This is a genomic window from Leucobacter celer subsp. astrifaciens, from assembly GCF_001273835.1.
Taxonomy (GTDB): Bacteria; Actinomycetota; Actinomycetes; order Actinomycetales; family Microbacteriaceae; genus Leucobacter; species Leucobacter celer.
This window is the reverse complement of sequence record NZ_JHEI01000138.1, coordinates 73,275-99,003: the sequence shown is the minus strand read 5'-3', so window position 1 is coordinate 99,003 and position 25,729 is coordinate 73,275. Positions and strand designations below refer to the sequence as shown.

Below are 25,729 nucleotides of genomic sequence, written 5' to 3'. Positions count from 1 at the left end.
CCCACGGGCAGGGCCGAGGGACCCGGCGCCCGCAGGCGGGGTCGACGAGTCGCCGCGCCTCAGGCGGGGTCGACGATGCTGAGCAGCAGGTGGCCGTTCGGCACGGTCTGCCCGATCGGCGCATCGATGCCCGACACCGAGCCGTCGCGGTGCGCGTAGATCGACTGCTCCATCTTCATCGCCTCGAGTACCACCACCAGGTCGCCCTCGGAGACCTGCTGGCCCTCCTCGACGGCCACCTTCACGACGGTCGCCTGCATGGGGGCGGCCACGGCGTCGCCGGTGGCCGTAGCGACACCCGCGCCCTTCGCGCGCCTGGGGGCGGGACCGCGGGTCACCTCCTGGTCGACGAGCGGCAGCAGTGTTGCGGGCAGGGTCACCTCGATGCGGCGCCCGGAGACCTCCACCGCGACGGTGCGGCGCTTCGGATCCTGCGCGATCGCCGACAGCTCTCCCTCCCAGGGCTCGATGTCGTTCTCGAACTCGCTCTCGATCCAGAGCGTGTACACCCCGAAGCGCCCATCGGGCGCGGTGAAGGCGGGATCCCGAACGATCTTGCGGTGGAACGGCAGCACGGTGGGCAGGCCCTGGATCTCGAACTCGTCGAGGGCGCGGCGGGCGCGCTGAAGCGCCTCTTCACGAGTCGCCCCCGTGACGATGAGCTTGCCGAGCATCGAATCGAACGCCCCCGAGACCACGTCGCCGGTCGAGACGCCGGTGTCGACGCGCACACCGGGGCCGGCCGCGGGCTTGAACAGCGCCACCGGGCCGGGGGCCGGGAGGAAGCCGTTGCCGGGATCCTCGCCGTTCAGGCGGAACTCGAAGGAGTGGCCGTGCGGCACCGGATCCGCGTAGTCGATCACGCCGCCCTCGGCGATCCGGAACTGCTCGCGCACCAGGTCGATGCCCGTGATCTCCTCGGAGACCGGGTGCTCGACCTGCAGGCGGGTGTTCACCTCGAGGAACGACACCGTGCCGTCCTTGGCGACGAGGAACTCGCAGGTGCCGGCTCCCACGTAGCCGACCTCCTTGAGGATCGCCTTCGACGCCGCGTAGAGCTTCTCGTTCTGCTCATCGGTGAGGAACGGCGCCGGCGCCTCCTCGACGAGCTTCTGGTGGCGGCGCTGCAGCGAGCAGTCGCGCGTCGACACCACGACGACGTTGCCGTGCTGGTCGGCGAGGCACTGGGTCTCGACGTGGCGCGGCTTCTCGAGGTACTTCTCGACGAAGCACTCGCCGCGGCCGAACGCCGCGACGGCCTCGCGCGTGGCCGACTCGAAGAGCTCGGCCACCTCGTCGCGCTCGTAGGCCACCTTCAGGCCGCGGCCGCCGCCGCCGAACGCCGCCTTGATGGCGATGGGCAGGCCGACCTCGTCGGCGAAGGCGAGCACGTCGTCGGCGCCCGCGACCGGATCGCTCGTTCCCGCGGCGAGCGGGGCTCCGACCTTCTCGGCGACGTGGCGGGCCGAGACCTTGTCGCCCAGGCGCTCGATGGCTTCGGGGCCCGGCCCGATCCAGGTGAGTCCCGAGGCGATGACGGCCCGGGCGAAGTCGGCGTTCTCGGCGAGGAAACCGTAGCCGGGGTGCACCGCGTCGGCGCCCGAGCGGCGGGCGACGCCGAGGATCTTGTCGATCACCAGGTAGGTATCGGCGCTGGTGGTGCCGTTCAACGCGTACGCCTCGTCGGCGAGCTGCGCGTGCATGGCGTCCCGATCCTGGTCGGCGTAGACGGCCACGGAGGCGATGCCGCTGTCTGCGGCGGCGCGGATGATACGGACGGCGATCTCGCCACGGTTGGCGATGAGCACTTTACGGATGCGCGACATGGATTACAGCCTATTCCAGGGAGGGGGGAGAGCCTTGGATATAGGCCACAAACCTTTCCACGATTCGTTGCCGACGGGCATAAAACCTGCGGGAGGGGTTCGCGAGCGCGCCGGGCGCGTTACTCTCGGAGAAGCCGACGATCCGACCGGGCGCCGGCAATGTAACCGCAATCCCGACGGAGGGAATCACATGGCAGGCAAGTCTGAAGTCGAAACGCTGCTACAGCAGGTGCCCATCGGGGATCTGGCGGCGAAGTTCGGGGTCGATGAGAGCACGGTCGAGGCCGCGGTGCGGCAGGCGCTGCCCGGTCTGATCGGCGGGATGGCGGTCAACGCGAGCGCCTCGGACGGTGCGGACAGCCTCGCCCGCGCCGTGCAGCAGCACGAGCCGTCGGCGAAGAAGCTCTCGCTCGAGGCGATCGACGCCGAGGACGGCAAGAAGATCGTGAAGCACGTGCTGGGCGATCAGAAGGACGACGTGGCGAAGGCGCTGGGCGCGAACTCGGGCAGCTCGGTGATCTCCGACCTGATTCCGCAGCTGCTGCCGCTGCTGGCTCCGCTCGTCATGCAGTTCCTCGCGGGCAAGCTGGGCGGCTCGGCAGCGAGCACGACGGCCTCGACGAGCTCCGCGGGCGGCGGCCTCGGGGGTGTGCTGGGCGATCTGCTGGGCGGACTGCTCGGCGGAGGCGGGTCGGGATCGGCGGGCGCCGGCTCCAGCTCCGGCTCCTCGGGCGGGGATCTCGGCGATCTGCTGGGCGGCCTTCTGGGCGGTGGATCCGGATCCTCCGGCTCTTCCTCGGGCGGCGGGCTCGGTGACCTGCTGGGCGGGCTGCTCGGCGGCAAGAAGTAGCGGTCGGGGTTTCGACTCCGCTCCGCTCCGCTCAACCGGCGGCTGTGGTGTCCGCCGATTGAGCGAGCGGAGCGAGCGCCGTGCTGAGCGAGGAGCGCAGCGACGAGTCGAAGTATCGAAATCGAGGATCGCCGGACTGCCGACGTCGGTCTCCGCTCAACCGGCGGTGGAGCCGGGCTGCGGGATCGCGTGCTCGGCCGCGCGGCTGACCTCTTCCCAGGCGGCCCAGGTCTCGGTCCTCTGCCGGGAGAGTTCGTGGGCGAGGTCGTAGACCATGCTGCCGAGCAGCAGTCGGAGCGGCGGGTTCTCGGCCTCGACGAGGGTGAGAATCGCTTCGGCCGCGAGTCGCGGATCGCTGTCGATCGATCCCTCGGCCCACTGCTTCTCCATCTCGGCGCGCAACGGAGCGTATGCGGGATTGGGTGTCGTGGTGGCCATGTTCGAGTAGAGATCGGTCCAGTAGCCGCCGGGCTGCACGATGGTGACCGCGATCCCGAACCCCGCGGCTTCGGCCGCCAGCGCTTCGCTCAGCCCCTCCAGCGCGAACTTGCTCGCGCTGTACAGCCCCGTGCTCGGGAAGGCGCCGAGCGCCGCGATGCTCGAGATCTGCAGGATGCGACCGGAACCCTGCCGACGGAGGTGCGGCATCACCGCCTGGCTGACCCACAGCGCGCCGAACAGGTTCACCTCGAACTGCGCTCGCGCCTGATCCTCGGTGAACTCCTCGATCATGCCCATGGACATGTTCCCGGCGTTGTTGACCACGACATCGAGGCGGCCGAAGTGCTCAGCGGCGGTGGCTACCGCTCGGATGACAGCGTCGCGGTCGGTGACATCGAGGCTCAGCGCGAGCAGGCGGTCGCCGTGCCGGGCATCGAATGCGTCCGCGTTCGCGGTGCGGGCGGCGGCGACGACGCGATCGCCGCGGTCGAGGGCCGCGGTGGCGAGCGCGCGGCCGATCCCGCGGCTGGCGCCCGTGATGAACCAGACCCGGGACTCTACGGGTGACTGTCGCATGATCGCTCCTTTCGTGAGACGAGACGGGTCGTCTCGCCTCATCGAAACGTAGCACGAGGCTCCTCAAGTCGCAATACGCAACGTCTCGTCTTGTTGCTACTCTGGGGGTATGGCGAATCCGGATCCGGCCCGACGCAACGAGAAGTCGCGTCGCGCGGTGCTCGACGCGACCTTCGAACTCCTCCAGGAGATGCCGTACCAGCGGCTGAGCATCGAGGGCATCGCGGCGCGCGCCGGCGTGGGCAAGCAGACCATCTACCGGTGGTGGCCGTCGAAGGCGGCGGTGCTCTTCGACGCGTTCCTGCAGCTCAGCGAGGGAGCCGACGGCCTCCCCGCGCTGCCGGACACGGGCGACCTCCGCGCGGATCTGGCGCTCGTGCTGCGCGCGACCGTGGCGGAGCTGAACGATCCGAGGCTGTCCGAACCGATGCGGGCACTCGCCACCGAGATCGCGCACGACGCCGAACTCGCCGAGGCCTACCACGAGCGTCTCGACCGGCCGCTCCGCGAGGCGAAGATGCGGCGGCTGCGCAGCGCCCAGGAAGCCGGCCAGATCGCCGGAGAGCTCGACCTCGAGATCGCCGTCGACCTGATCTGGGGACCCGTGCTGAACCGGTGGCTGCTGCGCAGCGGGCCTCTGGACGATGCCTACGTCGAGCGGCTCGTCGCGACGGCGCTCGACGGCATGCGGCGGGACTAGACCGCGCGACGGCCGAGTGCCTTCCGTTTCCGTGCGCGACGGCTCGCGAAGTCGGGGAATGGCGCCCGCGGTAGACTTGCGGCGTGGTGAATCCAGAGATCCAAGGGCGGGTGTACCCGCCGACCGCCCCGTACCTCGTCGGCCGTGAGAAGGTGCGCGAGTTCGCCCGCGCGGTGCTGAGCGCCTCTCCGCTCCATCTCGACGCGGAGGCCGCTCGTGCGGCCGGCTACGCCGATGTCGTCGCGCCCCCGACCTTCGCGGTCGTGGTGCAGGAGGCGACGCTGGCCCAGCTGCTCGCGGACGACGAGGCCGGGGTCGATTTCTCGCGCGTCGTGCACGGCGACCAGCGCTTCACGTACACGCGCCCGATCGTCGCGGGAGACGAGCTCACCGCGACGCTCACCATCGCCGCGGTGAAGCAGCTCGGCGGCCACTCCATGGTGACGGCCTCGAGCGAGATCGTCGATGCCGCGGGTGAGCACGTCGTCACCGCCATCTCGACACTCGTCGTCCGGGGAGAGGAGTAACCCATGAGCACCCCGGTCTTCGCAGAGCTGTCGCTCGGTCAGGTCGTCGCCGAGCGCGAACTGCTGCTCACCCGTGATCGCCTCGTGCGCTACGCGGGCGCCTCGGGCGACTTCAACCCCATCCACTACCGCGACGACGTCGCCGTCTCGGTCGGGCTGCCCGGCGTGCTCGCCCACGGCATGCTCACGATGGGCGTCGCAGGATCCGTTGCCACCGACTGGCTCGGCACGGCGGGCCGCGTCATCGATTTCCAGTCGCGCTTCACCCGCCCCGTGCCGGTCGACCCGGCCGACGGCGCGGCGGTCACGGTCACGGCGACCGTCGGCGCGCTCGACGAGTCGCTGCGCACCGCCCGCATCGACCTCAAGGTCGTCTTCGACGGCGCGACCGTGCTGGGCAAGTCGCAGCTCTCGGTGGCGTTCGAGTGACGCTTCCCGACATCGTTCCCGAGCCGATCGGCGACGGAACCCCGCTCTCCGAGCTGACGACCATGCGGGTCGGCGGCCCCGCCGAGCGCATCCTGGTCGCCCACAGCTCCGAGGATCTCGTGCGCTACGCGACCGAGCTCTGGGACGACGGCGATCCCTGGCTGCTCCTCGGGGGCGGCTCCAACACCGTCGTCAGCGACGAGGGGTATCCGGGCGCCGTGCTGCTCGTGCGCACCACCGGGATCGCCCGCATCGACGAGGGGGAGAACCCCGGCGGTGTGCATCTGCGGGTGCAGGCCGGGCACGACTGGGACCACCTGGTGGCCACCTGCGTGGATCGCGGCTGGTCGGGCATCGAGGCGCTCTCGGGCATCCCCGGTCTCGCGGGGGCGGCGCCGGTGCAGAATATCGGCGCATACGGTCAGGAGCTGTCGGACGTGCTGCACTCGATCGAGTTCCTCGATCGGGAGAGCGGCGAGGTGCGTCGCATGACGGCCGAGGAGCTGCAGCTGGGCTACCGCGACTCGGCGATCAAGCGCGGTCTCGAGGGGGTCGTGCTGTCGATCGACCTGCTGCTCGGCGACGCACGCGCCGGCGATGCGGACCCGGCCGCCGGCGGCGGCCCGCTCTCGGCACCGGTCCGCTACGCGCAGCTCGCCGGCGCGCTCGGCGTCGAGATCGGCGATCGTGTGCCCCTGCGGCAGCTGCGCGACTCGGTGCTGCGGCTGCGCGCTTCGAAGGGCATGGTGCTCGATCCCGAGGATCACGACAGCTGGAGCGCGGGATCCTTCTTCACGAACCCCATCGTCTCCGAGCACTTCTCACGGCAGCTGCCCGCGCACGCGCCGCGGTTCCCTCTCGGCAAGGACGAATCGGCCCCGGCCTTGACCAGCTTCGAGGAGCTCGCGGCGGGGGTGCCGCTGCGGGTGCCGCAGGCCGAGCCCGAGCGCATGGTGAAGCTCTCCGCCGCATGGCTCATCGAGAACGCGGGGGTCGTGCGAGGGTTCCGCCTCCCGGGCTCGGGAGCGGCGATCTCGTCGAAGCACACGCTCGCCATCACCAACCGCGGCGGCGCGTCGGCGGCCGACGTGGCCGAGCTCGCGCGCCTCGTGGTGCAGCGGGTGCAGCAGGAGTTCGGCGTCATCCTGGCGCCCGAGCCCAACCTGTACGGGATGGAGCTGTAGCGCGCATGCGCATTCAGATCGTCGGCCGGGGCCGCATGGGCACGGCCCTCACGGAGGCTCTGCGCGCGGCGGGGGCGGACCTGCTGCCCCTGGGCGGCCGTGGAGTCTCCGGATCGGATGCCGACGTCGTGCTGCTCGCGGTGCCCGACGCGGCGATCGCCGAGGCCGCGGCCGTCGTCGAGCCCGGCCGCCTGGTGGGCCATCTCTCGGGCGCGACCGGCCTCGGGGTGCTGCACCCGCACGAGGCATTCAGCCTGCACCCGCTGCTCACGGTGACCGGAGCCGGAGGCGCGTTCGCGGGGGCTCACGCCGCGATCGACGGTTCGAGCGAGCGGGCTCTGGAGGCCGCGCTCGAGCTGGCCCGGCTGCTGGGCATGCAGTCCTTCCGAGTGGCGGACGAGGATCGGGCCGCCTATCACGCGGCGGCCTCGGCGGCCTCGAACTACCTCGTGGTGCTCGAGGGCTTCGCCGAGCGGCTGGCCGAGAGCGCCGGGGTGCCGCGCGAGGCTCTGGTGCCGCTCGCGCAGGCCGCTCTGCGCAACTGGGCCGAGCTCGGCGCCGCCGCCGCGCTGACCGGACCCATCGCGCGAGGCGATGAGGCCACGGTGGCGGCTCAGCGGGACGCGGTGGCGGATCGACTGCCCCAGCGCCTCGAGCTGTTCGACGCGCTCGCGGATGCCGCGCGCGAGCTCGCCGCGGGCGACCCCTCGCCGGTCGAGCGAGCGAAGCGAGTCGAAACCCGGACTTCGGCCCTCACCGATGCCGCGGATCAGATCCCCACGCCCGATCCGAAATACGGGCGGGAGCCGAAGAACGGGATGAGTTCCGACTCCGCTGTGCTCCGCTCGACGGGCGAGTCCGAGAGGAGCGGGTCATGAGGATCGTGCGCACGATCGCCGAACTGCGCGAGGCGCTGGCCGCGGCCCGGGGCGCGGGCTCCGCGGGTGCCGGATCGGCGCCGAGCCGCGTCGGCATGGTGCCGACGATGGGCGCGCTGCACGAGGGGCACCTCTCGCTCGTGCGCGCGGCCCGCGCTGAGAACGACACGGTCGTGCTCTCCATCTTCGTCAACCCGACGCAGTTCAACGAGGCCGCCGACCTCGCCGCCTATCCGCGGCAGGAGAAGCGCGACGCCGCGCTCGCCGCCGAGGCGGGGGTCGACCTGATCTTCGCGCCCGAGGCCGCCGAGATGTACCCGCAGGGATTCGCCACCAGCGTGCGAGTGACGGGTCCGCTCACCGAGACTCTCGAGGGCGCAGCCCGCGGGGCCTCCCACTTCGACGGCGTCGCCACGGTCGTCTCGAAGCTGCTGCTCGCGGCGCTCCCGGACTCCGCCTACTTCGGCCGGAAGGATGCCCAGCAGCTGCTCGTGGTGACCCGCATGGTCGCCGACCTCGGTATCCCGACTCGCATCGTGGCCTGCCCCACGTCGCGCGATCCCGACGGCCTGGCCCGCTCCAGCCGCAACGTGCACCTCGGCGCCCGGGAGCGGCAGCGTGCGCTCGCGATCCCGCGCGCTCTCGAGGCCGCCGCCGAGTCGACCGCAGCCGGCGAGCGCGACGCCGGACTGCTGCGGGCGCGTGCGGAGGAGATGCTGCACGAGGCCGGTCTCGAGGTGGAGTACGTCGCCGTCGTGCACCCGGAGACCCTCGAGGCGCTGGATCGCATCGAGGCCTCCGCCCTGCTCGCCATCGCCGTGCGAGCGGGTGAGGTGCGGCTGATCGACAACGCAGTGCTGCGGATCGCGGAGGGCGATCCGCAGGCGTCCCGATGAGGAGGAATGACATGCCACGGATGACGATCCCGATGCTGCATGAGAAGCGCGCCGCCGGCGAGCCCATCGTGATGGTGACCGCCTACGACTACCCGGGAGCCCGCGCCGCCGACCGAGCGGGGGTGGACATGGTGCTCGTCGGCGACTCCGGCGCTCAGGTGGTGCTGGGGCACAGTTCGACGGTCTCGGTGACCACCGATGAGATGCTCGTGCTCGCGAAGGCGGTGCGCCGCGGCACCGAGTCCGCGTTCCTGGTGTGCGACGTGCCGTTCGGCTCGACCGAGGTCTCGAACGCCCAGGCCGTCGAGACGGCGGTGCGCTTCGCGAAGGAGGCGGGCGCCGACGCCGTCAAGCTCGAGGGCGGCAACGAGGATCGCCTGGACCGCATCAGGGCCATCGTGGCCGCGGGCGTTCCGGTGGTCGGGCACGTCGGGCTCACGCCGCAGACCGCGACCGCGCTGGGCGGCCTGCGCGCGCAGGGGCGCACGACCGAGAGCGCGGTGCGCGTCGTCGAGGAGGCGATCGGAGTGCAGGATGCGGGCGCGTTCTGCGTGGTCGTCGAGGCCGTTCCCGCTGAGATCACCAATCTGCTGAAGGAGGTTCTGCGGATCCCGATCATCGGTATCGGCGCGGGATCCGCCGACGGCCAGGTGCTCGTGCTGCACGACCTGCTCGGCATCACCGAGGGCCGCGCCGCCAAGTTCGTGAAGCGCTACGCGGCGATCGGCGAGGACACGGTCGCCGCCATCACCGCCTACGCCGGCGAGGTGCGCGAGGGTGCGTTCCCCGCCGCCGAGCACCAGTACGCCGCGAGCCCGGAGGCGGTCGAGGCGGCGCGCGGGGCGCTCGGCCGTTGAGCCTGCCCTCCACGGGCTGAGCGAGCGCCGGCGCGTCGACACCGAGGATCCTCGGCGCTTTCCCAACAGCTTCGGAGCACCGCCTCCCCTCCCTCGAACCCCTCTTCGCGCGTCCAGTAGGTTGCTCGGTTTGGTGACAACTACTGACGCGCGAAGTCGGGTTTCGGCCGAAATCGATCGAGGGCGCTCCGCTCAACCGGCGGGGTGTCCCGTCAGAGCGCGGCCACCCGATCCAGCGCGCTGCGCAGATCCCGGATCAGGTCGTCGGCCGACTCGAGGCCGATCGAGAGGCGCAGCAGGCCGGGCGTGATCCCGAGCCGCTCGTTGATCTCGGGTGCGAAGGTGCCGTGCGTCGACGTGAGCGGGTGGAGCACCATCGAGCGGGTGTCGCCGATGCCGGTCATGCGCGAGAACACGCGCAGCCCGTTGACGAAGGCGCGCGCCCCGTCGACGCCGCCGCGCACGGTCGCGCCGAACACCGACCCGGTGAGCCCGCGGCCGTCCGCGTCGGCGCCGTAGTCGCGCACGGCGAGCCCGTGCAGGGGGTTCGAGGGAAGCCCGGCGTAGTCCACGGATTCGACCTCGGGCTGCTCCTCGAGCCAGGCCGCGATGCTCAGCGACGTGGCGACGTGGCGCTCCATGCGCAGCGAGAGCGTCTCCATGCCCTGGTGCAGCAGGAAGCCGTGCAGCGGGGAGAGCGTGGGGCCGATGTCGTTGACGACGGACTCGCGCACGGCGCGCGCGTAGGCTCCGGCGCCGAAGCGATCGAGCATCGAGGCGACGCCCGGCCGCGAGGACTGCGTGATGAGCGGGTAGGATCGGCCGGCGCGCTCGGCGGCCTCCCAGTCGAAGGTGCCGCCGTCGACGATCGCACCGCCCACGGCCGAACCGTGCCCCGTGAGGAACTTGGTGGTCGAGTGCACCACGATGTTCGCGCCGTGCTCGAACGGCCGGATCAGCGCGGGCGTGCCGACCGTGTTGTCCACCACGACGGGCAGGTTGTAGCGCGCCGCGACCTCCGCGATGCGGCGCAGATCCGTGATGTCGTTGCGGGGGTTCGGGATCGTCTCGGTGTAGATCGCCTTCGTGTTCGGGCGGATCGCGCGCTCCCACGCGTCGTCGTCCTCGGCGTCCCACACGTAGTCGAACTCGATGCCGAAGCGCTTGAAGCTGCGGCCGAAGAGGATACGCGTCCCGCCGTAGATCGAGCCGGTCGAGACGATGTGATCCCCCTGCTGGGCGAGCGCGAACAGCGCGGCCGAGATGGCCGCCTGGCCGCTCGACACCGCCACCGACACCACACCGCCCTCGAGGGAGGCGAGACGCTCCTCGGCGACCCAGTTCGACGGGTTGCCCTGGCGGGAGTAGATGGGAGCATGTTCACTCGGCGACAAGGCGAAGCCTTGGCGGTGAACTGCTCCGGGCTCACCAGCCCGATGTTCGCTGGGGGAGAAGCCCTCGGGATCCTCGTGCCCCGGATGCTCCTCGGCGCGCCAGTGGATGCTGCCGTCGAAGCGGCTCACCTGGTCGTCGAAGTCCTCGAACAGGTACCCCGCCGAGAGGGCGATCGGCGGCACCCGGAGGCCGTGGTTCTTGTCGGGGTATTCGCCGGCGTGCACCTGGCGGGTGTCGAATCCGAACCCCTCCCAGTCGTAGACGGGCGGTTCGACCTGGGATGCGGTGCTCATATGGCCTTCTTCGGTGCTGTGGCGGGAAGTATGCGGGCGATCCGGTCGACGGCCTCGCGGATGGTGTCCGGGGCGCAGGCGAGGTTGAGACGCGCGTGCCCGGATCCGCCCTCGCCGAACGACGCGCCGTTGTTCAGCGCGACGCGGGCATCGAACAGGATGCGGCGGCTGGGGTCGTCGCCGAGCCCGGCGTCGCGGAAGTCGAGCCAGGCCAGGTAGCCGGCCCGCGGGCGGGTGCGGCGCACACCGGGCAGGCGATCCCGGACCAGCTGGGCGAGCAGACGGTCGTTGGCCTCGAACTGCGCGATGGCGCGGTCGAGCCAGTCGCGTCCGTCGACGAAGGCCGCGACGCTGGCGTGCAGTCCGAGAATGCTCGAGCGGCACGCCACCTCGGGCGGCAGGCGGCGCAGGGTCTCGTTCGCGCGCTCGTCGGCCGCCACGATCACCGAGCACTTCGTGCCGGCGAGGTTCCAGCCCTTGCTCGCGGAGGTCGTGGTGACCGAGAGGGCGCCGGCTGCGGCGGCGAGCGGCGCGAAGGGGGTGAAGGTCTGCCCGACGTGGGTGAGCGGGGCGTGGATCTCGTCGGAGACCACGAACACGTCGTACTGCGCGGCGAGGCGCGCCAGCTCGGCGAGCTCTTCTGCCGAGTGGATGAGCCCGTGCGGGTTGTGCGGGCTGCACAGCAGGAAGGCGTCGATGCCGGGATCGCTCGCGAAGAGCCGCTCGATGGTGGCGAGGTCGAGGCGCACTTCAGGGCTCTCGGATCCTTCGGCAGGAGCGGTTCCCGTGCTCACGAGCGGGATCTCGACGACCTCGAACGGCACTTCGTCGAGCATCTCGAAGAAGCTCGGGTAGGCGGGGGTGGGCAGCGCGATCCGCCCGCCCTCGGGTCTGAAGAGCCTGAGCGCCTCGACGATTCCCGTCGCGACGTCGGTGGCGAGGTGCACCCGGTCGTGCGGCACCTCCCAGCCCCAGCGATCCCGCGCGAAGTCGGCGAAGGCCGGGGCGAGCGGGCCGGGGCCGTCGAGGTACCCCGTGTCGGAGGCCAGCACGCGGTCGATCAGCGCCTGCTGCACGACCGGTGCCACGGTGAAGTCCATCTCGGCCACGAAGAGCGGCAGCACGTCGGCCGGGTAGCGCGTCCACTTGAGGCTCGTGCGCTGCGCGCGCAGCAGCGCGGGATCGAGCTCGGCGAAGGGCACGCCACCCGGATCGGTACAGTCCTCGCGGTCGGTCATGCCCCCATGCTCTCCCGGGCGCCGATCCCGCGCGAGCCGACCGGTAAAGCGGCGTCACACTTCGCCCCGCCGCCGTGTCGGTGCTCCGTCAGCCGCGCACTGCGATGCGCACCGCCCCGGAGGTGAGCGCCTCGAGCGGGCCCCGCCGTCCGAGGGCCGCGAGGATCGCCCCGATCGCGAGCACTCCCGCGAGCTGCAGGGCGAACGCCCCGGTGCCCGCCGCCCACCAGGGAAAGCCGTTCTCGAGCACTGCGGGATCCTCCATCACCGGCGCGAGCAGCAGCCCGGTGACGACGATGTGCAGGGTGTAGACCGTGAGCGGAGCCGCCCCCGCGCAGCGCAGCACCTCGAGCGCGCTGCGCGCACCGCCCTCACTGCGAACATCGCTGCGACCGTCGCCGCGCCCGTCGCACAGCAGCACGAGGATCCCGATGACGGCGCACGCGATGCCGATCGTGCGCAGCAGATCCATGGGAGATCCCGAGTGCGGCGTCGCTACGAGCTGCGCCCACAGATCGGACGAGAACGGCGCGCCGAAGGTCGGCGAGGTCAGCAGACTGCGGAACATCTCGGGATCGATGCCGGGCACGGGGGTGAAGCCGAGATCTGCGAGGTGTGCGAGTGCCCAGCTCGAGGCCAGCTGCGCGGCGACCGCGACGGCGGCACCGGCTGCGGCGACGGTTCCCGCTGCGCGCCCGAGGGCCCCTCTCGCGGTGGCCGACACGAGGAGCCGCGCCACGAGCATGCCGACGAGCAGGTAGACGCACCAGGTGATGGCGGGGTACTCGCCCGTCAGCAGCAGTGCGCGGAGCGCACCCGACGGGTCGGCGGCGAGCAGCTCGAAGCTGACGGATCCGCCCTCGTTCACCACGCCGAGCGCCCCGCGGGCCAGCGCGTTCAGCGGGCCGCCGGCGATCCCGAACGCGAGCGCGAGCGTCGCGAGCACCCAGCTCGGTGCGGCGACGAGGGGAGCGATGAGGATCATCGCGACGCCGTAGTACGCCAGCACCACCACGACCGGGCTGACGACCAGGCCGAGCAGCAGGCCGATGAGGATGAGGATCGCGCCGCGGATCGTCACGGCCGCGATCGCCGCCCCGACCCGTCCGGCGCGCAGCAGGCGCCGCGTCGCGAAGACCGCGCTCAGGCCGCCGAGCACGGCGAAGAGCGGTGCCGCGATGCCCGAGGTGAGCGTCTGGGCGAGCTGCGCGGCGCCCTGCTCGAACTCGGAGGCCGTCGGGTTCATCGCGTTCACCGCGACGAGGTGCGTGGCCATCATGCCCACGATGGCGAGGAATCGTGCGAGGTCGACACCGAGGTAGCGCACGCGGGTGCGCGTCGCGAGGGAAGCGTGCGACTGCGCCGCCCGCGGAGCGGCCGGTGTGCGGGGGAGGGGGATCGAAGCGGTCGTGTCCATGCCTACCAGCCTCTCCGGCGCCGCGTCGCCGCGCATCGGCCGAGGGTGCCGCGCGCGTGGTACCGGGGTGCCTTCGTCCGGCGCATCCCCGCATCTGTCGGCCCCGCCCGCCCCGCCCCTTATTCGCGCGTCAGTAGATGCTGTTTCCCCGCGCGGTTGGTGACATCTACTGACGCGCGAAGGAGGGTGCAGGGTGCGCAGGGTGCGCAGGGTGCGCAGGGGGTGCGGGGCGGGGCGGCGGTGCGGCGGTGCGGGCCGGGGGAGGGGATCAGCCGGCGCGATCCTCGGCCGAGCGGCGCACATGCGACCGCGCGTGGGCCAGGGCGGCTTCGAGCTCGGCGAAGAGGTGATTCGGGTGCCGCAGCGACGCGATGACCCCGAGCTGTTCCAGCAGTTCCCGATGCTCCGGCCGGACGCCCTTGATCAGCACGGTCGCCCCGCGTCGCTCGAGCGTCAGCACCAGTTCGGCGAGCGCGTTGGCTCCGGTGGCGTCGACGAGCTGGAGTCCGGAGAGGCGCAGGATCACCACCTCGACGTCGGGCTCGCTCGCGATCTCCTCGACGAGTCGATCGGCGGCCCCGAAGAACAGCGAGCCCTCGACGTGGAAGAGCGCGATGCGCTCGTCGCCGGGCTGCGAGGGGCCGGGCAGGGGATCGCGGTGAGCCCCGCTCATGCGACTGAGCGCTCGCAGCGCGAAGAAGGCGGCGACGGCGAGGCCGATCCCGACCGCCACGATGAGATCGAAGGCGACCGTGACGAACAGCGTGACGACGAACACCGCCGCGCTGGATCGGCCGGAGCGCAGCACGCGGCGCATCGTGGCGAGCGAGACCATGCGGGCCGCGGTCATCATCAGCACGCCGGCGAGGGCTGCGAGCGGGATCGCGGACACCACGTCGGCGGCGACGAGCACGACGAGCAGCAGCACGATCGCGTGGACGGCCGCGGCGGCCCGGGTCTTCGCGCCGCTGCGCACGTTCACGGCGGTGCGGGCGATGGCCCCGGTGGCGGGCATACCGCCGAAGAGACCCGCCGCGATGGATGCCAGTCCCTGGCCGAAGAGCTCCCGGTCGGCGTTCACGTGACCGGTGTCGGCGAGCGTCGCCGCGACGCGAGCCGACAGCAGCGACTCGATCGCGGCGAGGGCGGCGACGGCGAGGGCCGGGCCCGCGAGGCTCGCGATCAGCGCCGGGTCGAGCGCGGGCAGCGCGGGCGCCGGCAGCGAGTGCGGCAGCTCGCCGATGGTGGGCAGCGGCAGCCGTGCGAGCGCCGCGAGCAGGGACACCACGAGGATCGCGATGAACGAGGCGGGCAGCGCCGGTGCGAAGCGGCCCAGCAGCATGATGACGGCTACCGCCGCCACCGCCGCGAGCGGGAGGAGCGCCTGCGGCCAGTCGGCCTGCGAGATCGCCTGCCACGCGGCCACGACCGCGTTGCTGGAATGCTCGCCACCGGTCGCGCCCACAGCTGCGGGCACCTGCTGCAGGAAGATGATGACGCCGATCCCCGCGGTGAATCCCTCGATCACCGGCCAGGGAATGTAGCTCACCGCACGGCCGAGCCGCAGCAGGCCGGCCGCCAGCACGATCGCCCCGGCCATGACGCTGACCAGCGCCACCGCACCGATCCCGTGCGCGGCGACGATCGGGGCGAGCACCACCACCATGGCTCCGGTGGGGCCCGAGACCTGCACGTTCGATCCGCCGAAGACGGCGGCGACGAGGCCCGCGACGATCGCGGTGATGAGCCCGGCCTCGGCCCCGGCACCCGAGCTCACGCCGAAGGCCAGTGCGAGCGGCAGCGCGACGATGCCGACGGTGAGGCCCGCGACGAGGTCGGCTCGCCAGCTCGAGCGGAGGCCGCTGTAGTCCTCGCTCGAGGGCAGCAGACCGCGGAACCGGGCGAACGGCGAGGGTGTCATGAGGCTCGTTCCGTGCTCCCCGGGCCGGCGATGGCCGGCAGCGCAGCCGCCGCGGCGCCGTGGGTCTGATCGTCGGCGAGCAGCCCGAGCAGCAGTCGTCTGGCGACGTGGAGCAGTTCGGCGACCTCGGGGAACGCGATGCGGTAGTACACGACGCTCGCGCGGCGCTCGGAGCGCACGAGGCGGTAGCGCCGCAGCACTGCGAGGTGCTGCGAGAGATGCGAGGCCTCGAGGCCGGTCTCCGCGATCATCTCCGAGACGGAGGTCTCGGGGCTCGAGCTCAGGATCTCGAGGATGCGGATGCGGATGGGGTGCGCGAGCCCCTTGAAGAGGTTGGCCTTGATCTCGTAGAGGGGGCGCTGCGCGTCTCCGAGCGGCATCGGTGCTCCTTCCGGTCGGGTCCGCGCGATCCATCGAAATCGCGAAATGATGAATCCATCATACCGCGTGAGATACCTCTGGCCCCGCCCGCCGCCCGGCTATACGCTATGGCTCAGGGACCACGGGGTTCGGAGATGGGGGCGACATGGAGACCGTTCTGTTCGTGACGCAGCTGCTGGTCGTGCTCGGCTGCATCGTGATGGGCACCCGCTCGAGCGGTGTCGCACTCGGCCTGTGGGGCGGCACGGGTGTGGCGATCCTCGTGTTCGTATTCCGGCTGCCGCCGGGATCACCGCCGGTCGACGCGCTGCTGATCGTGCTGTCGGTCGTGCTCGCGTCGTCGATGATGCAGGCGGCGGGCGGCATCGACTGGATGGTGTCGATCGCGGCCAAGCTCATCGCCCGCAACCCGAAGCAGATCACCCTCGTCGCGCCCCTTGTGTCGTTCCTGTTCTCAGTCGGCGCGGGCACCTCGAACATCCTCTACCCGCTGCTGCCCGTCATCCAGGACCTCTCCTACCGCAACGGCATCCGCCCCTCGCGGCCGCTGTCGCTGTCGGTCGTGGCGACGGGCGTCGCGCTCGCGTGCAGCCCGGTCTCCGCCGCCATGGCGGCGATGGTCACCCTCACCGACACCGCGCCGTGGAACTTCGAGCTCATCGACATCCTCAAGGTGACCATTCCCGCGGCGGTCGTCGGGATCGTGATCTCGAGTTTCGTGGTGAACCGGTTGGGCAAGGACATCGTCGACGACCCCGAGATCCAGGCGAAGATCGCCGCGGGCGAGATCCCGGCTCCCCACGCCGATGCGCAGGAGGTGAAGGCGCAGGTCACGGTCACGTCTGCCGGCCGCAACGCGGCGCTCGTGTTCCTGTTCGGCGTCGCCCTGATCGTCGCCTTCGGGCTGTTCAAGGGCATCCGTCCTCTCGACGCCGCGGGCGATCCCGTGTCGATGACACCGATCATCGAGATCGTGATGTTCGTGACCGGAACCGTGATCCTGCTCGTGTCGCGGCCGAAGGTCGCCGAGATCCCCACGATGACGGTGTTCCGCGCCGGTATGGTCTCGGCTATCGCGCTCTTCGGTCTCGCCTGGCTCACCGACACGTTCCTCGCCGCGCACACCGAGCTCATCGCCGACGGCGTCGGCGGTCTCGTCACGGCGGTGCCGTGGATCTTCGCGCTCGGCGTGTTCCTGGTGTGCGTGCTCACCACCAGCCAGTCCACCGCGACACGCACGATCGTGCCGATCGGGCTCGCGGCGGGGATCCCGCTCGGACTGCTCTCGGGCATGTGGGCGGGCGCCTTCGCCGGGATCTATCTGCTGCCCACCAACGGCTCGCAGATCGCGGCCGCGAACTTCGACACCTCGGGCAGCACGAAGCTCGGCTCCAAGCTCGTCGACCACTCCTTCTTCGTGCCGACGCTCGTGCTGGCGGCCTCGACGATCGCGGTGGGCGCGCTCTTCGGGGTGCTCTGGGGCGGCTGATCGGGATCGGCGTCGCTGCGCTGCGGGGAGGCGCAGCGATCGCTACGCGCCGTCGCGGAACGCGTCCCAGGCGCGCTTGCAGGCGTGGGCGAGCGCGTCCACCCGCTCGCGGTCCTCGTCCACCCAGTCGGTTCCGGGTTCGTGGAGCCGAGCGGTCGCCTCGGCCCCGAGCAGGTACTCGCGCAGGAACTCGGCCTGCACCGCGCCGAGGCGCAGCCCGGCGGCGTCGGCCTCGCGGCTCAGGTCCCGGAACTGCGCACCGGCGGCGAGGATCTCCTGGCTGCCGAGATACGGCTGGTTGAGCAGCACGGCATCGTCCTCGACCACCTCGAAGCCGGATCGGTGCGCCTCGGCGAGCCGGCGCACGGCGGCACCGTCCATGGTCGGCGGATCGTCGGGATCGCGCGTCTCCCCGCGGTCGTCCCCGCGATTCGAGAGCGCCACGACGGCGGGGAGACGGTCGCGCTCGGCGCGGGGCACGTTCACCGCCCCGTCGCGCGTGGTAGTCGTGTTCATGGTGTCGTGGAACGAGAGCCGGGTGAAGCTGCCGCCGCGCTGCAATCCGTTCGCGAGGAACAGCTCGGTGAGTTCGTCGCGGGTGCGCTCGTAGACGCCGAGCCCCTGCTCGGCGGTCCGCGCGAACGCGTCGACGAGGCGCAGCATCTCCTCCTCGGAGTCGGGCACCTCGAGGATCGGGAAGAACGAGAAGGTGACCGGTCGGATCGCGTCGACGCCGGACAGGTCGACCGGTTGCCAGGCCCCGGCGGCGCGCACGCGCTCGATCGCGGCGGCGAGATCGGCGCGCACATCCGCGGGCTTCGCGCGGTTCGGATCGCGGATGAGGCGCGGATGCGGATTGACCACGGCGACGATGCGCGGGTCGATCTCGGCCCACCGCACGACGACCGCGGCCGTGGAGACATCGCTGAAGTCGTACTGCAGGCGCCGGGTCAGCGCGGGGGAGAGGAACCCGGCCACCTCCGCCGGGATCGCCGCGCCGGCGTGGGGCGCGCTGACGAGCACGTCGGCGTCGAGCACCGCCTGCTCGAGCGAGCGCGTGTCCGCGTCGGCGTAGTGGGTGATCTGCTCGGGGGTGAAGACCGTTCCCGCAGGGATGAGATCGAGGTCGCTGCCGCTCATGACCACAGCGTAACCCGCTCGGGGCGCATGCGGCAGGCCCGCAGGGCCGGCTCGGGGCGGGAAGCGGCTACGCGCGGCCGCGGTTGCGGCGGCGGGTCTCCCGCGGGGGCTTGCCGCCCAGGAACGACGCGGCGGAGTCGACGACGAAGCCCTGGCGCAGCGCCTCGCGCCCGATGAGCATGCGGAACACCATCTCCTCGCGGTCGGTCAGCGTCACCTCCGCCTCGATCGTGCGGCCCGCGATCCCGATCTCCACGAGCACCACGGGGCGCTCCTGCGCGTGCCCCGACGAGCTGCGCACCGTGCGCCGGTCGTGCACCGGCAGCTCGACCTCGACGGCGTCGTCGTCGGTGACCTGCCAGGGCTGCACGGCGAACCTCACCCACGGCGCGCCGTCGCGCTCGAACTCGGTGATATCGGTGGCGTGCAGCGCCGAGGTCTGCGCGCCCGTGTCGATCTTGGCCTTGATCCACGGCACGCCGATTCCCGTCAGCGACACCCATTCACGCCACCCCGTCGGGGTGCTTGAATAGTGGGGTCCGCTCACGCATCTATCTTGGCAGGAAACCACGGTGAAACTCGCGATTCTCTCGCGCGCTCCGCACGCGTACTCCACGCAGCGGCTCCAGGCCGCAGCTGCCGACCGGGGGCACCGGGCTCGGGTGCTCAACACGCTGCGCTTCGCAATCGACCTCGCGTCGCCCGAGGAGCCCGATCTGCTCTACCGCGGCAAGCAGCTGAGCGACTACGACGCGATCCTGCCTCGCATCGGCAGTTCCATCACCTACTTCGGCACGGCGGTGGTGCGCCAGTTCGAGCAGATGGACGTCTACACGCCCAACACCGCGAACGGCATCTCGAACGCCCGCGACAAGCTGCGCGCGATCCAGATCCTCTCCCGCCACAGCATCGACATGCCCGCGACGGCCTTCGTGCGCAACCGCGCCGACGTGCGCGCCGCGATCGAGAGCGTGGGCGGCGCCCCGGTGGTGATCAAGCTGCTCGAGGGCACGCAGGGCATCGGCGTGATCCTCGCCCCGCAGGTGAAGGTGGCCGAGGCGATCATCGAGACGCTGCACTCCACGAGGCAGAACGTGCTGATCCAGCGCTTCGTCGCGGAGAGCCGCGGTCGCGACATCCGCGCGCTGGTGGTGGGGGACCGTGTGGTCGCGGCGATGCGCCGGATCGCGAGCGGCGACGAGTTCCGCTCGAACGTGCACCGCGGCGGCACCGTCGAGGCGGTGCAGCTCGATCCCGCCTACGAGCAGACCGCGGTACGGGCGGCGCAGATCATGGGCCTGCGCGTGGCGGGCGTCGACATGCTCGAGGGCGATGAGGGACCGCTCGTCATGGAGGTCAACTCGTCGCCGGGGCTGCAGGGCATCGAGACCGCCACGGGCCTCGACGTGGCCGGAGCGATCATCGACTACATCGCGAATCAGGTGAACTTCCCCGAGATCGACGTGCGGCAGCGCCTCAGCGTCTCGACCGGCTACGGCGTGGCCGAGCTCACGATGCACGCGGGATCGGAGCAGGTGGGCAAGGCGCTCGGCGATCTAGGCCTGTGGGATCGCGACATCACCGTGCTGACACTGCACCGCGGCGTGCAGGTGATCCCGAACCCCCGCAAGCACGTCGTGCTGGAGCCGGAGGATCGCCTGCTGTGCTTCGGCAAGCTCGAAGAGATGCGGTCGATGATCCCGGAGCGCAAGCGCCGCAGGGCCCGGGTGCGCAAGCTGCCCGCCTCTGCGGCGGATCTCGCCGACGGCTAGCTGTTGCCGACCATGACGTTGTCGACGGCGGAGCGTTCGAGGTAGGTCTCGACGGCAGCTCGGCTGCGCGTGAGGCAGGAGATCTTCGTGTCGATCGTGTCGAGTTCTGCGCGCAGGAGCTTGGCGAACTCGAGATCGCAAGTATCACCCCAGCTTTCGGGCTGATCTTGCGCAGTGAGCACGACCTGGATGAGCTTGGACGGCAAGCCCGACTGGATCAGGCTGACGATCGTGCGCGCTCGTTCGACGTCGGTTTCGGCGTATGAGCGGTATCCGTTCGCCGATCGCTTCGCGGTGAGGAGCCCCTGGGTCTCGTAGTAGCGAAGCATTCGCGTTGACGTTCCGGCTCGTTTCGCGAGTTCTCCGATCTTCATGTTGCGCTCCGGCCTTGACATTGACATTGACGTTAAAGTTTAGGTTCGGGGCGTGAGGAAATCAAGAAACTCCGTCTGGCCCCTGCTGGTGTTGAGCGCGGCGACCTTCACGACGGTGAGCACGGAGATGATGCCGACGGGTGTTCTCGACCAACTCGGCGCGTCTTTGTCGGTGACGAACTCGACAGCGGGTCTGCTCGTGACATTCTGGGCGTTGACGATCGCGGTGACGAGTATTCCACTCGTGCGCATGACGATGAGCTGGCAACGCAAACCCCTGATCCTGGTCACTCTCGGAATCATGGTCGCAGCGAATATCATGACTGCGCTGGGACCGACATACGCACTCGCCCTGGTCTCGCGTGTGGTCGGCGCGACGGCTCACGGCGTGTTCTGGGCAGTGGCCGTCGCGTACGCGGCGACGCTCGTGCCTCCCGAGCGGGTGGGGAGGGCGTTGTCGATCGTGCTGGCCGGCCCGACACTGGCGAATCTCGTCAGTTTGCCCGCCGGGGTGGCGTTGGCGCACGCGGTCGGTTGGCGGGCGACCTTCTTCGCGTTGGCTGCTGCGTGCGCGCTGTGCGTGCTTCTGGTGTCGCTGGTCGTTCCCGCAAGCCGAGATGCAGCGGCCGAGCCAGAGCGGGGAACATGGGATCGATCCGCGATACCCGTGGTGTGGGTCGCCGGCGGAGGGTTCTTCGCGCTCGTCGGCTTCTACGCCCTGTTCACCTTCGTCGTCCCCGTCAGCGGAGTCGTCGCAGGGATCTCTGCCGGTGATGTGCCCGGCGTGCTGCTGGCCAGTGGTATCGGCGGTGTCGTGGGAGTGCTGGTTGCCGGACGGATCAGCGACCGCTGGCCCGCACGCGCACTACCGGTGACGGCCGTAGCGCTCGCGGTCACCCTCGCCGCGACCGGCGTCGCTCATGCGGCGGCGGCGTACATCCTTCTTGCCGTCCTGTGGGGAGTGATGATCGGGATCCTTCCCGTCGTGTTGCAGGCCAACGTGATGCGCGTAGCATCCAAGCGCTTCCGGCCCCTCGCGGGAAGCATTCTCGTCACCGTCCTCAATCTCGGCGTCGGCCTCGGTGCCGGACTGGGAAGCATCGTGTCCCTGCACAGCGGATTGCGGGTGCTTCCCTTCATCGCCGCAGCCACGGCCGTCCTCGCGGTCATTCCACTCCTGATCCTCCGCCTCCTCCGACACAGTGAACCGCCGCCATCGTTCACCTCCGCCGGGCAGACTTCCGCCCAGCCCAACTCGACACCGGAGGCTTCTCCTGCGTCAACAACGATCCGGGTCAGTACGGCTAGCTGCCGTTCGGCGGCCCCTGGGCCTCGTCCGAGCCGTCTTCCGGGGTGCCCGCGCCGATGAGGATGCGCCACATCCACTCGGCGGCGGTCTCCGGCCCGGGGAGCGGGTCGCGGCGCAGCCACGCCTCGATCACGCCGAGCAGTGCTCCCGCCGTCCCGGCCGCCTCGATGTCGAGCGGCAGACCGCTGCGGCGCACGCGCGTGAGTTCGATGCCCTCGCGCACCAGCTCGACGGTGCGCGCCCGCACGCGCGCGGCGACGAGGGACGATCCCTCGGGGCCGAGCGCTCGCCGGTAGACCGCGGCGTGCTCGGCGAAGTGCGTGAGAAAGCGCACGAGCGCGGGCGGCACCTGCCCCGAGCCCGGGATATGCACCGCGACCCGCACCCGTCCGGCCTCCTCCTCCGCGGTCTCCAGCGCGCTGGCGAGCAGCTCTTCTCTGCCGGAGAAGTGCTGGTAGAAGCTGCTGCGGTTGACGCCGGCCCGGGTGACGAGCTGCGTGATCGAGATGTCGTCGAGTTCGCGCTCGGCCGCCAGCTCGAGCACCGCGCGATGCAGCTGTGCACGGGTGTGCGCGGCTCTCGGATCCATACCCACGATTCTGCCAGGCCGCGTCGGCTGCGAAAACGCGCCGAGGTGTGGTTTATCCGACAATTGTCGGATACGCTGAGCGGTGTCGAGGCTGTGCAGCACGCGCGGCTCTCGGAATACCGCATTGCCGCGCACCGCACCCAGGAGGCCCGTATGTCCAAGCTCACCGCCAACAGCTCCATCGGGGACTGGCTCGACCATCCGCGGGGCGGGGAACTGATCCGCGACCTGCTGGCCCAGTCGGGCACCGATGCGAACTCGCTCGACCCGGTGCGGTCGCTCCCGCTGCAGCAGCTCGTCGAGATGAGCCAGGGGCGCATGCCGCAGTCGGTCGTCGACGATCTGGTGCGCGCGGTGAACGACGGGGAGATCCCCGAGGATGACGCTCCGACCGGTTGGCAGGAGCGCATCGCGCCCGGCCGCTTCGAGGGGCAGACCGTGATCGTGACCGGCGCGGCCGGCGGAATCGGACGAGCCACCGCCTCCCGCATCGTGCGCGAGGGCGGCCGGGTGATCGCGGTCGACATCTCCGAGGATCGGCTCGCCGAGTTCGCGGCCTCCGCTCCGGAGGGCCGCGTCGTGGCCGTTGCAGCCGACATCACGACGCAGGGGGGCATCGACCGGATCATCGCGGCGGCCGGCGAGCGCATCGACGGTCTCGCGAACGTCGCCGGTGTGAACGACGATTTCTCGCCCATCCACGAGACGAGCGACCAGATCTGGGACCGCGTGATCGGCATCAACCTCACCGGCGTCTTCAAGCTCACGCGCGCCGTCGTACCGGTGATGCTCGCGTCCGGTCGCGGTTCGATCGTGAACGTCTCCTCGGAGGCGGGCCTGCGCGGCAACGCCTCGGGCAACGCCTACACGGTCTCGAAGCACGGCGTGATCGGCCTCACCCGCAGCGCGGCCTTCATGTACGCGCAGCAGGGCCTACGGGTCAACGCCGTCGCCCCGGGTGGCGTCGCGACCGGGATCCCGTTCCCGCCGAACGTCTCGGAAGAGGGCAGCGCGCGGCTGCGCCCGTTCCAGTCCGCGATCCCGACGGTTGCCGCACCCGAGCACCTCGCCGCGTCGATCGCCTTCCTGCTGAGCGACGACGGGGTGAACATCAACGGCGCGATCCTGCCCTCCGACGGCGGCTGGTCGGTGCAGTAGGAGCGCCGTCGGCTCAGCGTCGCGGGGCGGCCGGGCGGCTACTGCCGTGCGGCGGTGAGCTGGAACTCGACGAAGCCCGTCGGCTCGACCGAGACGAAGCCGAGGCTCGGCGCCTCGACCCCGAAATCGGCGAACGTGATGGGGATCGTGCCGGCGATCTCGGCGGTGCTGCCGTCCGAGCGCACCTGGACCGTCGCGGTGACGGACTGGGTGGCGCCCGCGAGGGTCAGATCGCCGGTGACCTCCGCCTCGACCACGGCACCGGCGTCGGGGGCCTCCTCGAGCGACACGGGTTCGGTGAGCACGAAGGTGGCTGTGGGGAACTCGCCGGTGCGCAGTGCCTGATCGCGGAAGTAGGCGTCGCGCTGGTTGCTGTCGGTGGAGATCGAGGCGACGTCGACCGTCAGCTCGGCGGCCTCGAGAGTGAGCCCCTCGGCGCCGATGGTGAGCACACCCTCGACCCGGTCGGTGCGCCCGGTGACCGTGACGTCGGTGCCGTTCAGCACCTCGTCGACGCGGTAGCCGGCCTCCGACCCCTCGGTCACGTTCCAGGATCCGATGAGCGCCGCGGGATCGAGCTGCTCGCCCGTGGTCTCCTCCGGGAGGATGTTCTCGTCGCTGCTCAGCGTGGGAGCCGAGGCCGCGGGCGGCGCGATGAAGTCGCGGTAGATGGCCGGGCCGGCGAAGGCCGCGATGGCCGCGAGGGCGAGCACGCCGGCGCCGGCGCCGATGAGGATCTTCTGGGACTTCTGCACGATGGTCTCCTGACGCGGCGCGGTGGTGTTCGGTGTCGGTGTCGGTGTCGGTGTCGGTGTCGTTCCACGATGGCAGCCGCCCCATTGAAGAAGCTTGGAAGCGCGGGTGAAGAGGCTGGGCGGGTCGGCTACTGGGCTCGGGGTTTCGACACTTCGATTCGCTACGCTCGCTCAGCATGGCGCTCGTCGCTGCGCTCGTCGCTGCGCTCCTCGCTCAACCGGCGGGCGGCGCCATCGCCGGTTGAGCGAGCGAAGCGAGTCGAAACCCGAGGTGGGATCAGCGCACCAGCAGCGCGGCGGGCAGGATCCGCACCTCGAACGCCGCGACCTCGCCCACATCGTCGCCGTCGACCTCGAACGCGAGCGGCGCGGGCAGCTCCGCCCTCACGGTGCGGGCGCGCAGGTGCGCGGTGGACCCCGAGCTCTCGGCCGCGCCCGCCCGCGTGATGAGTCGTTTGAGGCCGTTGTCCCAGACCATGTTCTTCATGGTGTCGAGCCAGGCTCCGGCGTCGTCGGCGCGCAGCACGAGCAGGTCGAGCTCCCCGTCGTCGGGCGCAGCGTCGGGCAGCAGGGTGATCCCGCCCTGGATGCTGCCGCAGTTCGCCACGAGCAGCGTGTGCGCGGCTTCGGTGCGCGGTTCGTGCTCATCCAGCTGCAGCGAGAACTCGACGACCTCGGTGCCCGATGCGGCGCGTCCGAGCGACTCGACGTAGGCCAGCCAGCCGGTCTTCGCCTTGAGGTCGTCGTCCGTCTCCGCGATCATCTGCGCGTCGATGCCGAAGCCGACCATCACCACGAAGCCGTGCCGCTGCTCGGCGGTGTCGTCGCCGTCTGTTCTGTCCCCCGCCGCGCGCAACCGCACCTCGCCGAGATCGAGCGGCGATCCCTCGCTCGTCAGCACCCGCTCGAAGGCCGCACGGGGGTTGCCCAGCGGCACGCCGAGGTTGCGGGCCAGCAGGTTGCCGGTGCCGAGCGGCACGACCCCGAGCTCCGCCTCCGGCGATCCCGAACCGCCCAGCCGCTCGGCCACGGCGCGAACCGTGCCGTCGCCGCCGGCCGCGACCACCACCTCGCAGCCCTGGGCGAGCGCCTCACCGGCGGCGCCCTGCCCCGGGTCGTCCTCGCTCGTCTCGAACCACAGGCACTCGGGGCGATCCTGCGCCGCGGTGAAGACTCTTCCGAGCGCTCCGTCCACGGCCCTGCGCAGATCCCGCTCCTCCACCTTCGAGGGGTTCCAGACGATCCCGATCTTCCCGCTCATACTCGCTCCTCCGGTCGGTTCAGACTCAGCGTACAAACCGAGTCTGTCTTTCGGCAGTGCGAGGTGCACAACG

General features: G+C 71.0%; 25 protein-coding genes. 12 read left to right on the top strand and 13 right to left on the bottom strand.

Translation table 11 applies throughout. The annotated features are described in order from the left end of the window. Window positions 1–59: 59 nt before the first annotated feature. Window positions 60–1,826 (bottom strand): acetyl/propionyl/methylcrotonyl-CoA carboxylase subunit alpha, encoded by a 1,767-nt coding sequence (locus tag AMS65_RS11880; RefSeq protein ID WP_053384380.1) that lies wholly within the window; start codon window positions 1,824–1,826, stop codon window positions 60–62. A gap of 190 nt (window positions 1,827–2,016) precedes the next feature. Here AMS65_RS11880 and AMS65_RS11875 point away from each other — a divergent pair, with 190 nt between their 5' ends. Next, complete coding sequence (locus tag AMS65_RS11875) at window positions 2,017–2,676, top strand: DUF937 domain-containing protein (RefSeq protein WP_075200970.1); 660 nt, start codon at window positions 2,017–2,019, stop codon at window positions 2,674–2,676. A 156-nt stretch (window positions 2,677–2,832) separates the two neighbouring features. On the opposite strand, the gene AMS65_RS11870 is transcribed toward AMS65_RS11875, so the two are convergent. Continuing rightward, the gene (locus tag AMS65_RS11870; RefSeq protein ID WP_053384379.1) at window positions 2,833–3,693 is read right to left on the bottom strand and encodes an SDR family NAD(P)-dependent oxidoreductase; all 861 of its coding nucleotides are present in this window, start codon (window positions 3,691–3,693) and stop codon (window positions 2,833–2,835) included. 109 nt (window positions 3,694–3,802) lie between these two features. On the opposite strand from AMS65_RS11870, the gene AMS65_RS11865 reads away from it, so the two are divergent. The 7 genes from AMS65_RS11865 (at window position 3,803) to panB (ending at window position 9,164) form a co-directional block, all read left to right on the top strand. Next, window positions 3,803–4,393 (top strand): TetR/AcrR family transcriptional regulator, encoded by a 591-nt coding sequence (locus AMS65_RS11865; RefSeq protein WP_053384378.1) that lies wholly within the window; start codon window positions 3,803–3,805, stop codon window positions 4,391–4,393. 83 nt (window positions 4,394–4,476) lie between these two features. Then, complete coding sequence (locus AMS65_RS11860; protein WP_053384377.1) at window positions 4,477–4,920, top strand: FAS1-like dehydratase domain-containing protein; 444 nt, start codon at window positions 4,477–4,479, stop codon at window positions 4,918–4,920. Between the two features lie 3 nt (window positions 4,921–4,923). Further along, window positions 4,924–5,349, top strand: coding sequence for a MaoC/PaaZ C-terminal domain-containing protein (locus AMS65_RS11855; protein ID WP_053384376.1), 426 nt, complete (start codon window positions 4,924–4,926; stop codon window positions 5,347–5,349). Between the two features lie 62 nt (window positions 5,350–5,411). Further along, window positions 5,412–6,533, top strand: coding sequence for a UDP-N-acetylmuramate dehydrogenase (locus AMS65_RS11850; protein ID WP_241489433.1), 1,122 nt, complete (start codon window positions 5,412–5,414; stop codon window positions 6,531–6,533). 5 nt (window positions 6,534–6,538) lie between these two features. Then, the gene (locus tag AMS65_RS11845; protein WP_053384375.1) at window positions 6,539–7,411 is read left to right on the top strand and encodes a DUF2520 domain-containing protein; all 873 of its coding nucleotides are present in this window, start codon (window positions 6,539–6,541) and stop codon (window positions 7,409–7,411) included. Continuing rightward, window positions 7,408–8,307 carry a pantoate--beta-alanine ligase gene (gene panC / locus AMS65_RS11840; protein ID WP_053384374.1) on the top strand — a complete coding sequence of 300 codons (900 nt, stop codon included), beginning with the start codon at window positions 7,408–7,410 and terminating at the stop codon, window positions 8,305–8,307. The genes AMS65_RS11845 and panC overlap by 4 nt, the downstream gene beginning before the upstream one ends. Before the next feature lie 11 nt (window positions 8,308–8,318). Continuing rightward, window positions 8,319–9,164 carry a 3-methyl-2-oxobutanoate hydroxymethyltransferase gene (gene panB / locus AMS65_RS11835; protein WP_053384373.1) on the top strand — a complete coding sequence of 282 codons (846 nt, stop codon included), beginning with the start codon at window positions 8,319–8,321 and terminating at the stop codon, window positions 9,162–9,164. Between the two features lie 212 nt (window positions 9,165–9,376). On the opposite strand, the gene AMS65_RS11830 is transcribed toward panB, so the two are convergent. The 5 genes from AMS65_RS11830 to AMS65_RS11810 all read right to left on the bottom strand — a co-directional run bounded on the left by AMS65_RS11830 (window position 9,377) and on the right by AMS65_RS11810 (window position 15,808). Beyond that, entirely contained in the window at window positions 9,377–10,852 is a 1,476-nt protein-coding gene (locus AMS65_RS11830) for an O-acetylhomoserine aminocarboxypropyltransferase/cysteine synthase family protein (RefSeq protein WP_053384372.1), read from the bottom strand. Beyond that, window positions 10,849–12,090, bottom strand: coding sequence for a MalY/PatB family protein (locus AMS65_RS11825; protein ID WP_083451661.1), 1,242 nt, complete (start codon window positions 12,088–12,090; stop codon window positions 10,849–10,851). Before AMS65_RS11825 ends, AMS65_RS11830 begins: the two co-directional genes overlap by 4 nt. A gap of 88 nt (window positions 12,091–12,178) precedes the next feature. Then, window positions 12,179–13,507 carry a heparan-alpha-glucosaminide N-acetyltransferase domain-containing protein gene (locus tag AMS65_RS11820; protein WP_053384371.1) on the bottom strand — a complete coding sequence of 443 codons (1,329 nt, stop codon included), beginning with the start codon at window positions 13,505–13,507 and terminating at the stop codon, window positions 12,179–12,181. Window positions 13,508–13,775: 268 nt separating this feature from the next. Next, window positions 13,776–15,428 (bottom strand): SulP family inorganic anion transporter, encoded by a 1,653-nt coding sequence (locus tag AMS65_RS11815; RefSeq protein ID WP_053384370.1) that lies wholly within the window; start codon window positions 15,426–15,428, stop codon window positions 13,776–13,778. Beyond that, complete coding sequence (locus tag AMS65_RS11810) at window positions 15,425–15,808, bottom strand: ArsR/SmtB family transcription factor (protein WP_053384369.1); 384 nt, start codon at window positions 15,806–15,808, stop codon at window positions 15,425–15,427. Before AMS65_RS11810 ends, AMS65_RS11815 begins: the two co-directional genes overlap by 4 nt. 146 nt (window positions 15,809–15,954) lie before the next feature. Between AMS65_RS11810 and AMS65_RS11805 the strand changes: the two genes are divergently transcribed. Then, window positions 15,955–17,298, top strand: a complete 1,344-nt coding sequence (locus tag AMS65_RS11805) for an anaerobic C4-dicarboxylate transporter (RefSeq protein WP_053384368.1) — start codon at window positions 15,955–15,957, stop codon at window positions 17,296–17,298. A gap of 42 nt (window positions 17,299–17,340) precedes the next feature. Here AMS65_RS11805 and AMS65_RS11800 read toward each other — a convergent pair whose 3' ends face one another. Then, the gene (locus AMS65_RS11800; RefSeq protein WP_053384443.1) at window positions 17,341–18,438 is read right to left on the bottom strand and encodes an N-formylglutamate amidohydrolase; all 1,098 of its coding nucleotides are present in this window, start codon (window positions 18,436–18,438) and stop codon (window positions 17,341–17,343) included. Window positions 18,439–18,505: 67 nt separating this feature from the next. Continuing rightward, a complete protein-coding gene (locus AMS65_RS11795) occupies window positions 18,506–18,985 on the bottom strand; it encodes an ATP-dependent zinc protease family protein (RefSeq protein WP_075200969.1) in 480 nt (159 codons plus the stop codon). Between the two features lie 25 nt (window positions 18,986–19,010). On the opposite strand from AMS65_RS11795, the gene AMS65_RS11790 reads away from it, so the two are divergent. Continuing rightward, window positions 19,011–20,210, top strand: coding sequence for a RimK family alpha-L-glutamate ligase (locus AMS65_RS11790; protein ID WP_053384366.1), 1,200 nt, complete (start codon window positions 19,011–19,013; stop codon window positions 20,208–20,210). Here the strand turns inward: AMS65_RS11790 and AMS65_RS11785 are convergent. Next, the gene (locus AMS65_RS11785; RefSeq protein WP_053384365.1) at window positions 20,207–20,584 is read right to left on the bottom strand and encodes a MerR family transcriptional regulator; all 378 of its coding nucleotides are present in this window, start codon (window positions 20,582–20,584) and stop codon (window positions 20,207–20,209) included. The two genes, AMS65_RS11790 and AMS65_RS11785, sit on opposite strands and share 4 nt — an antisense overlap. Before the next feature lie 91 nt (window positions 20,585–20,675). On the opposite strand from AMS65_RS11785, the gene AMS65_RS11780 reads away from it, so the two are divergent. Continuing rightward, on the top strand, window positions 20,676–21,953 hold the full coding sequence (locus tag AMS65_RS11780) for an MFS transporter (RefSeq protein ID WP_162231766.1): 1,278 nt from the start codon (window positions 20,676–20,678) through the stop codon (window positions 21,951–21,953). On the opposite strand, the gene AMS65_RS11775 is transcribed toward AMS65_RS11780, so the two are convergent. Continuing rightward, window positions 21,889–22,482, bottom strand: a complete 594-nt coding sequence (locus AMS65_RS11775) for a TetR/AcrR family transcriptional regulator (RefSeq protein WP_053384363.1) — start codon at window positions 22,480–22,482, stop codon at window positions 21,889–21,891. The genes AMS65_RS11780 and AMS65_RS11775 overlap by 65 nt on opposite strands. Window positions 22,483–22,635: 153 nt before the next feature. Between AMS65_RS11775 and AMS65_RS11770 the strand changes: the two genes are divergently transcribed. After that, a complete protein-coding gene (locus tag AMS65_RS11770; RefSeq protein WP_053384362.1) occupies window positions 22,636–23,640 on the top strand; it encodes an SDR family NAD(P)-dependent oxidoreductase in 1,005 nt (334 codons plus the stop codon). Between the two features lie 38 nt (window positions 23,641–23,678). On the opposite strand, the gene AMS65_RS11765 is transcribed toward AMS65_RS11770, so the two are convergent. Continuing rightward, a complete protein-coding gene (locus AMS65_RS11765) occupies window positions 23,679–24,395 on the bottom strand; it encodes a YceI family protein (protein ID WP_053384361.1) in 717 nt (238 codons plus the stop codon). A gap of 277 nt (window positions 24,396–24,672) precedes the next feature. Continuing rightward, the gene (locus tag AMS65_RS11760) at window positions 24,673–25,656 is read right to left on the bottom strand and encodes a diacylglycerol/lipid kinase family protein (RefSeq protein ID WP_053384360.1); all 984 of its coding nucleotides are present in this window, start codon (window positions 25,654–25,656) and stop codon (window positions 24,673–24,675) included. Window positions 25,657–25,729: the final 73 nt, after the last annotated feature.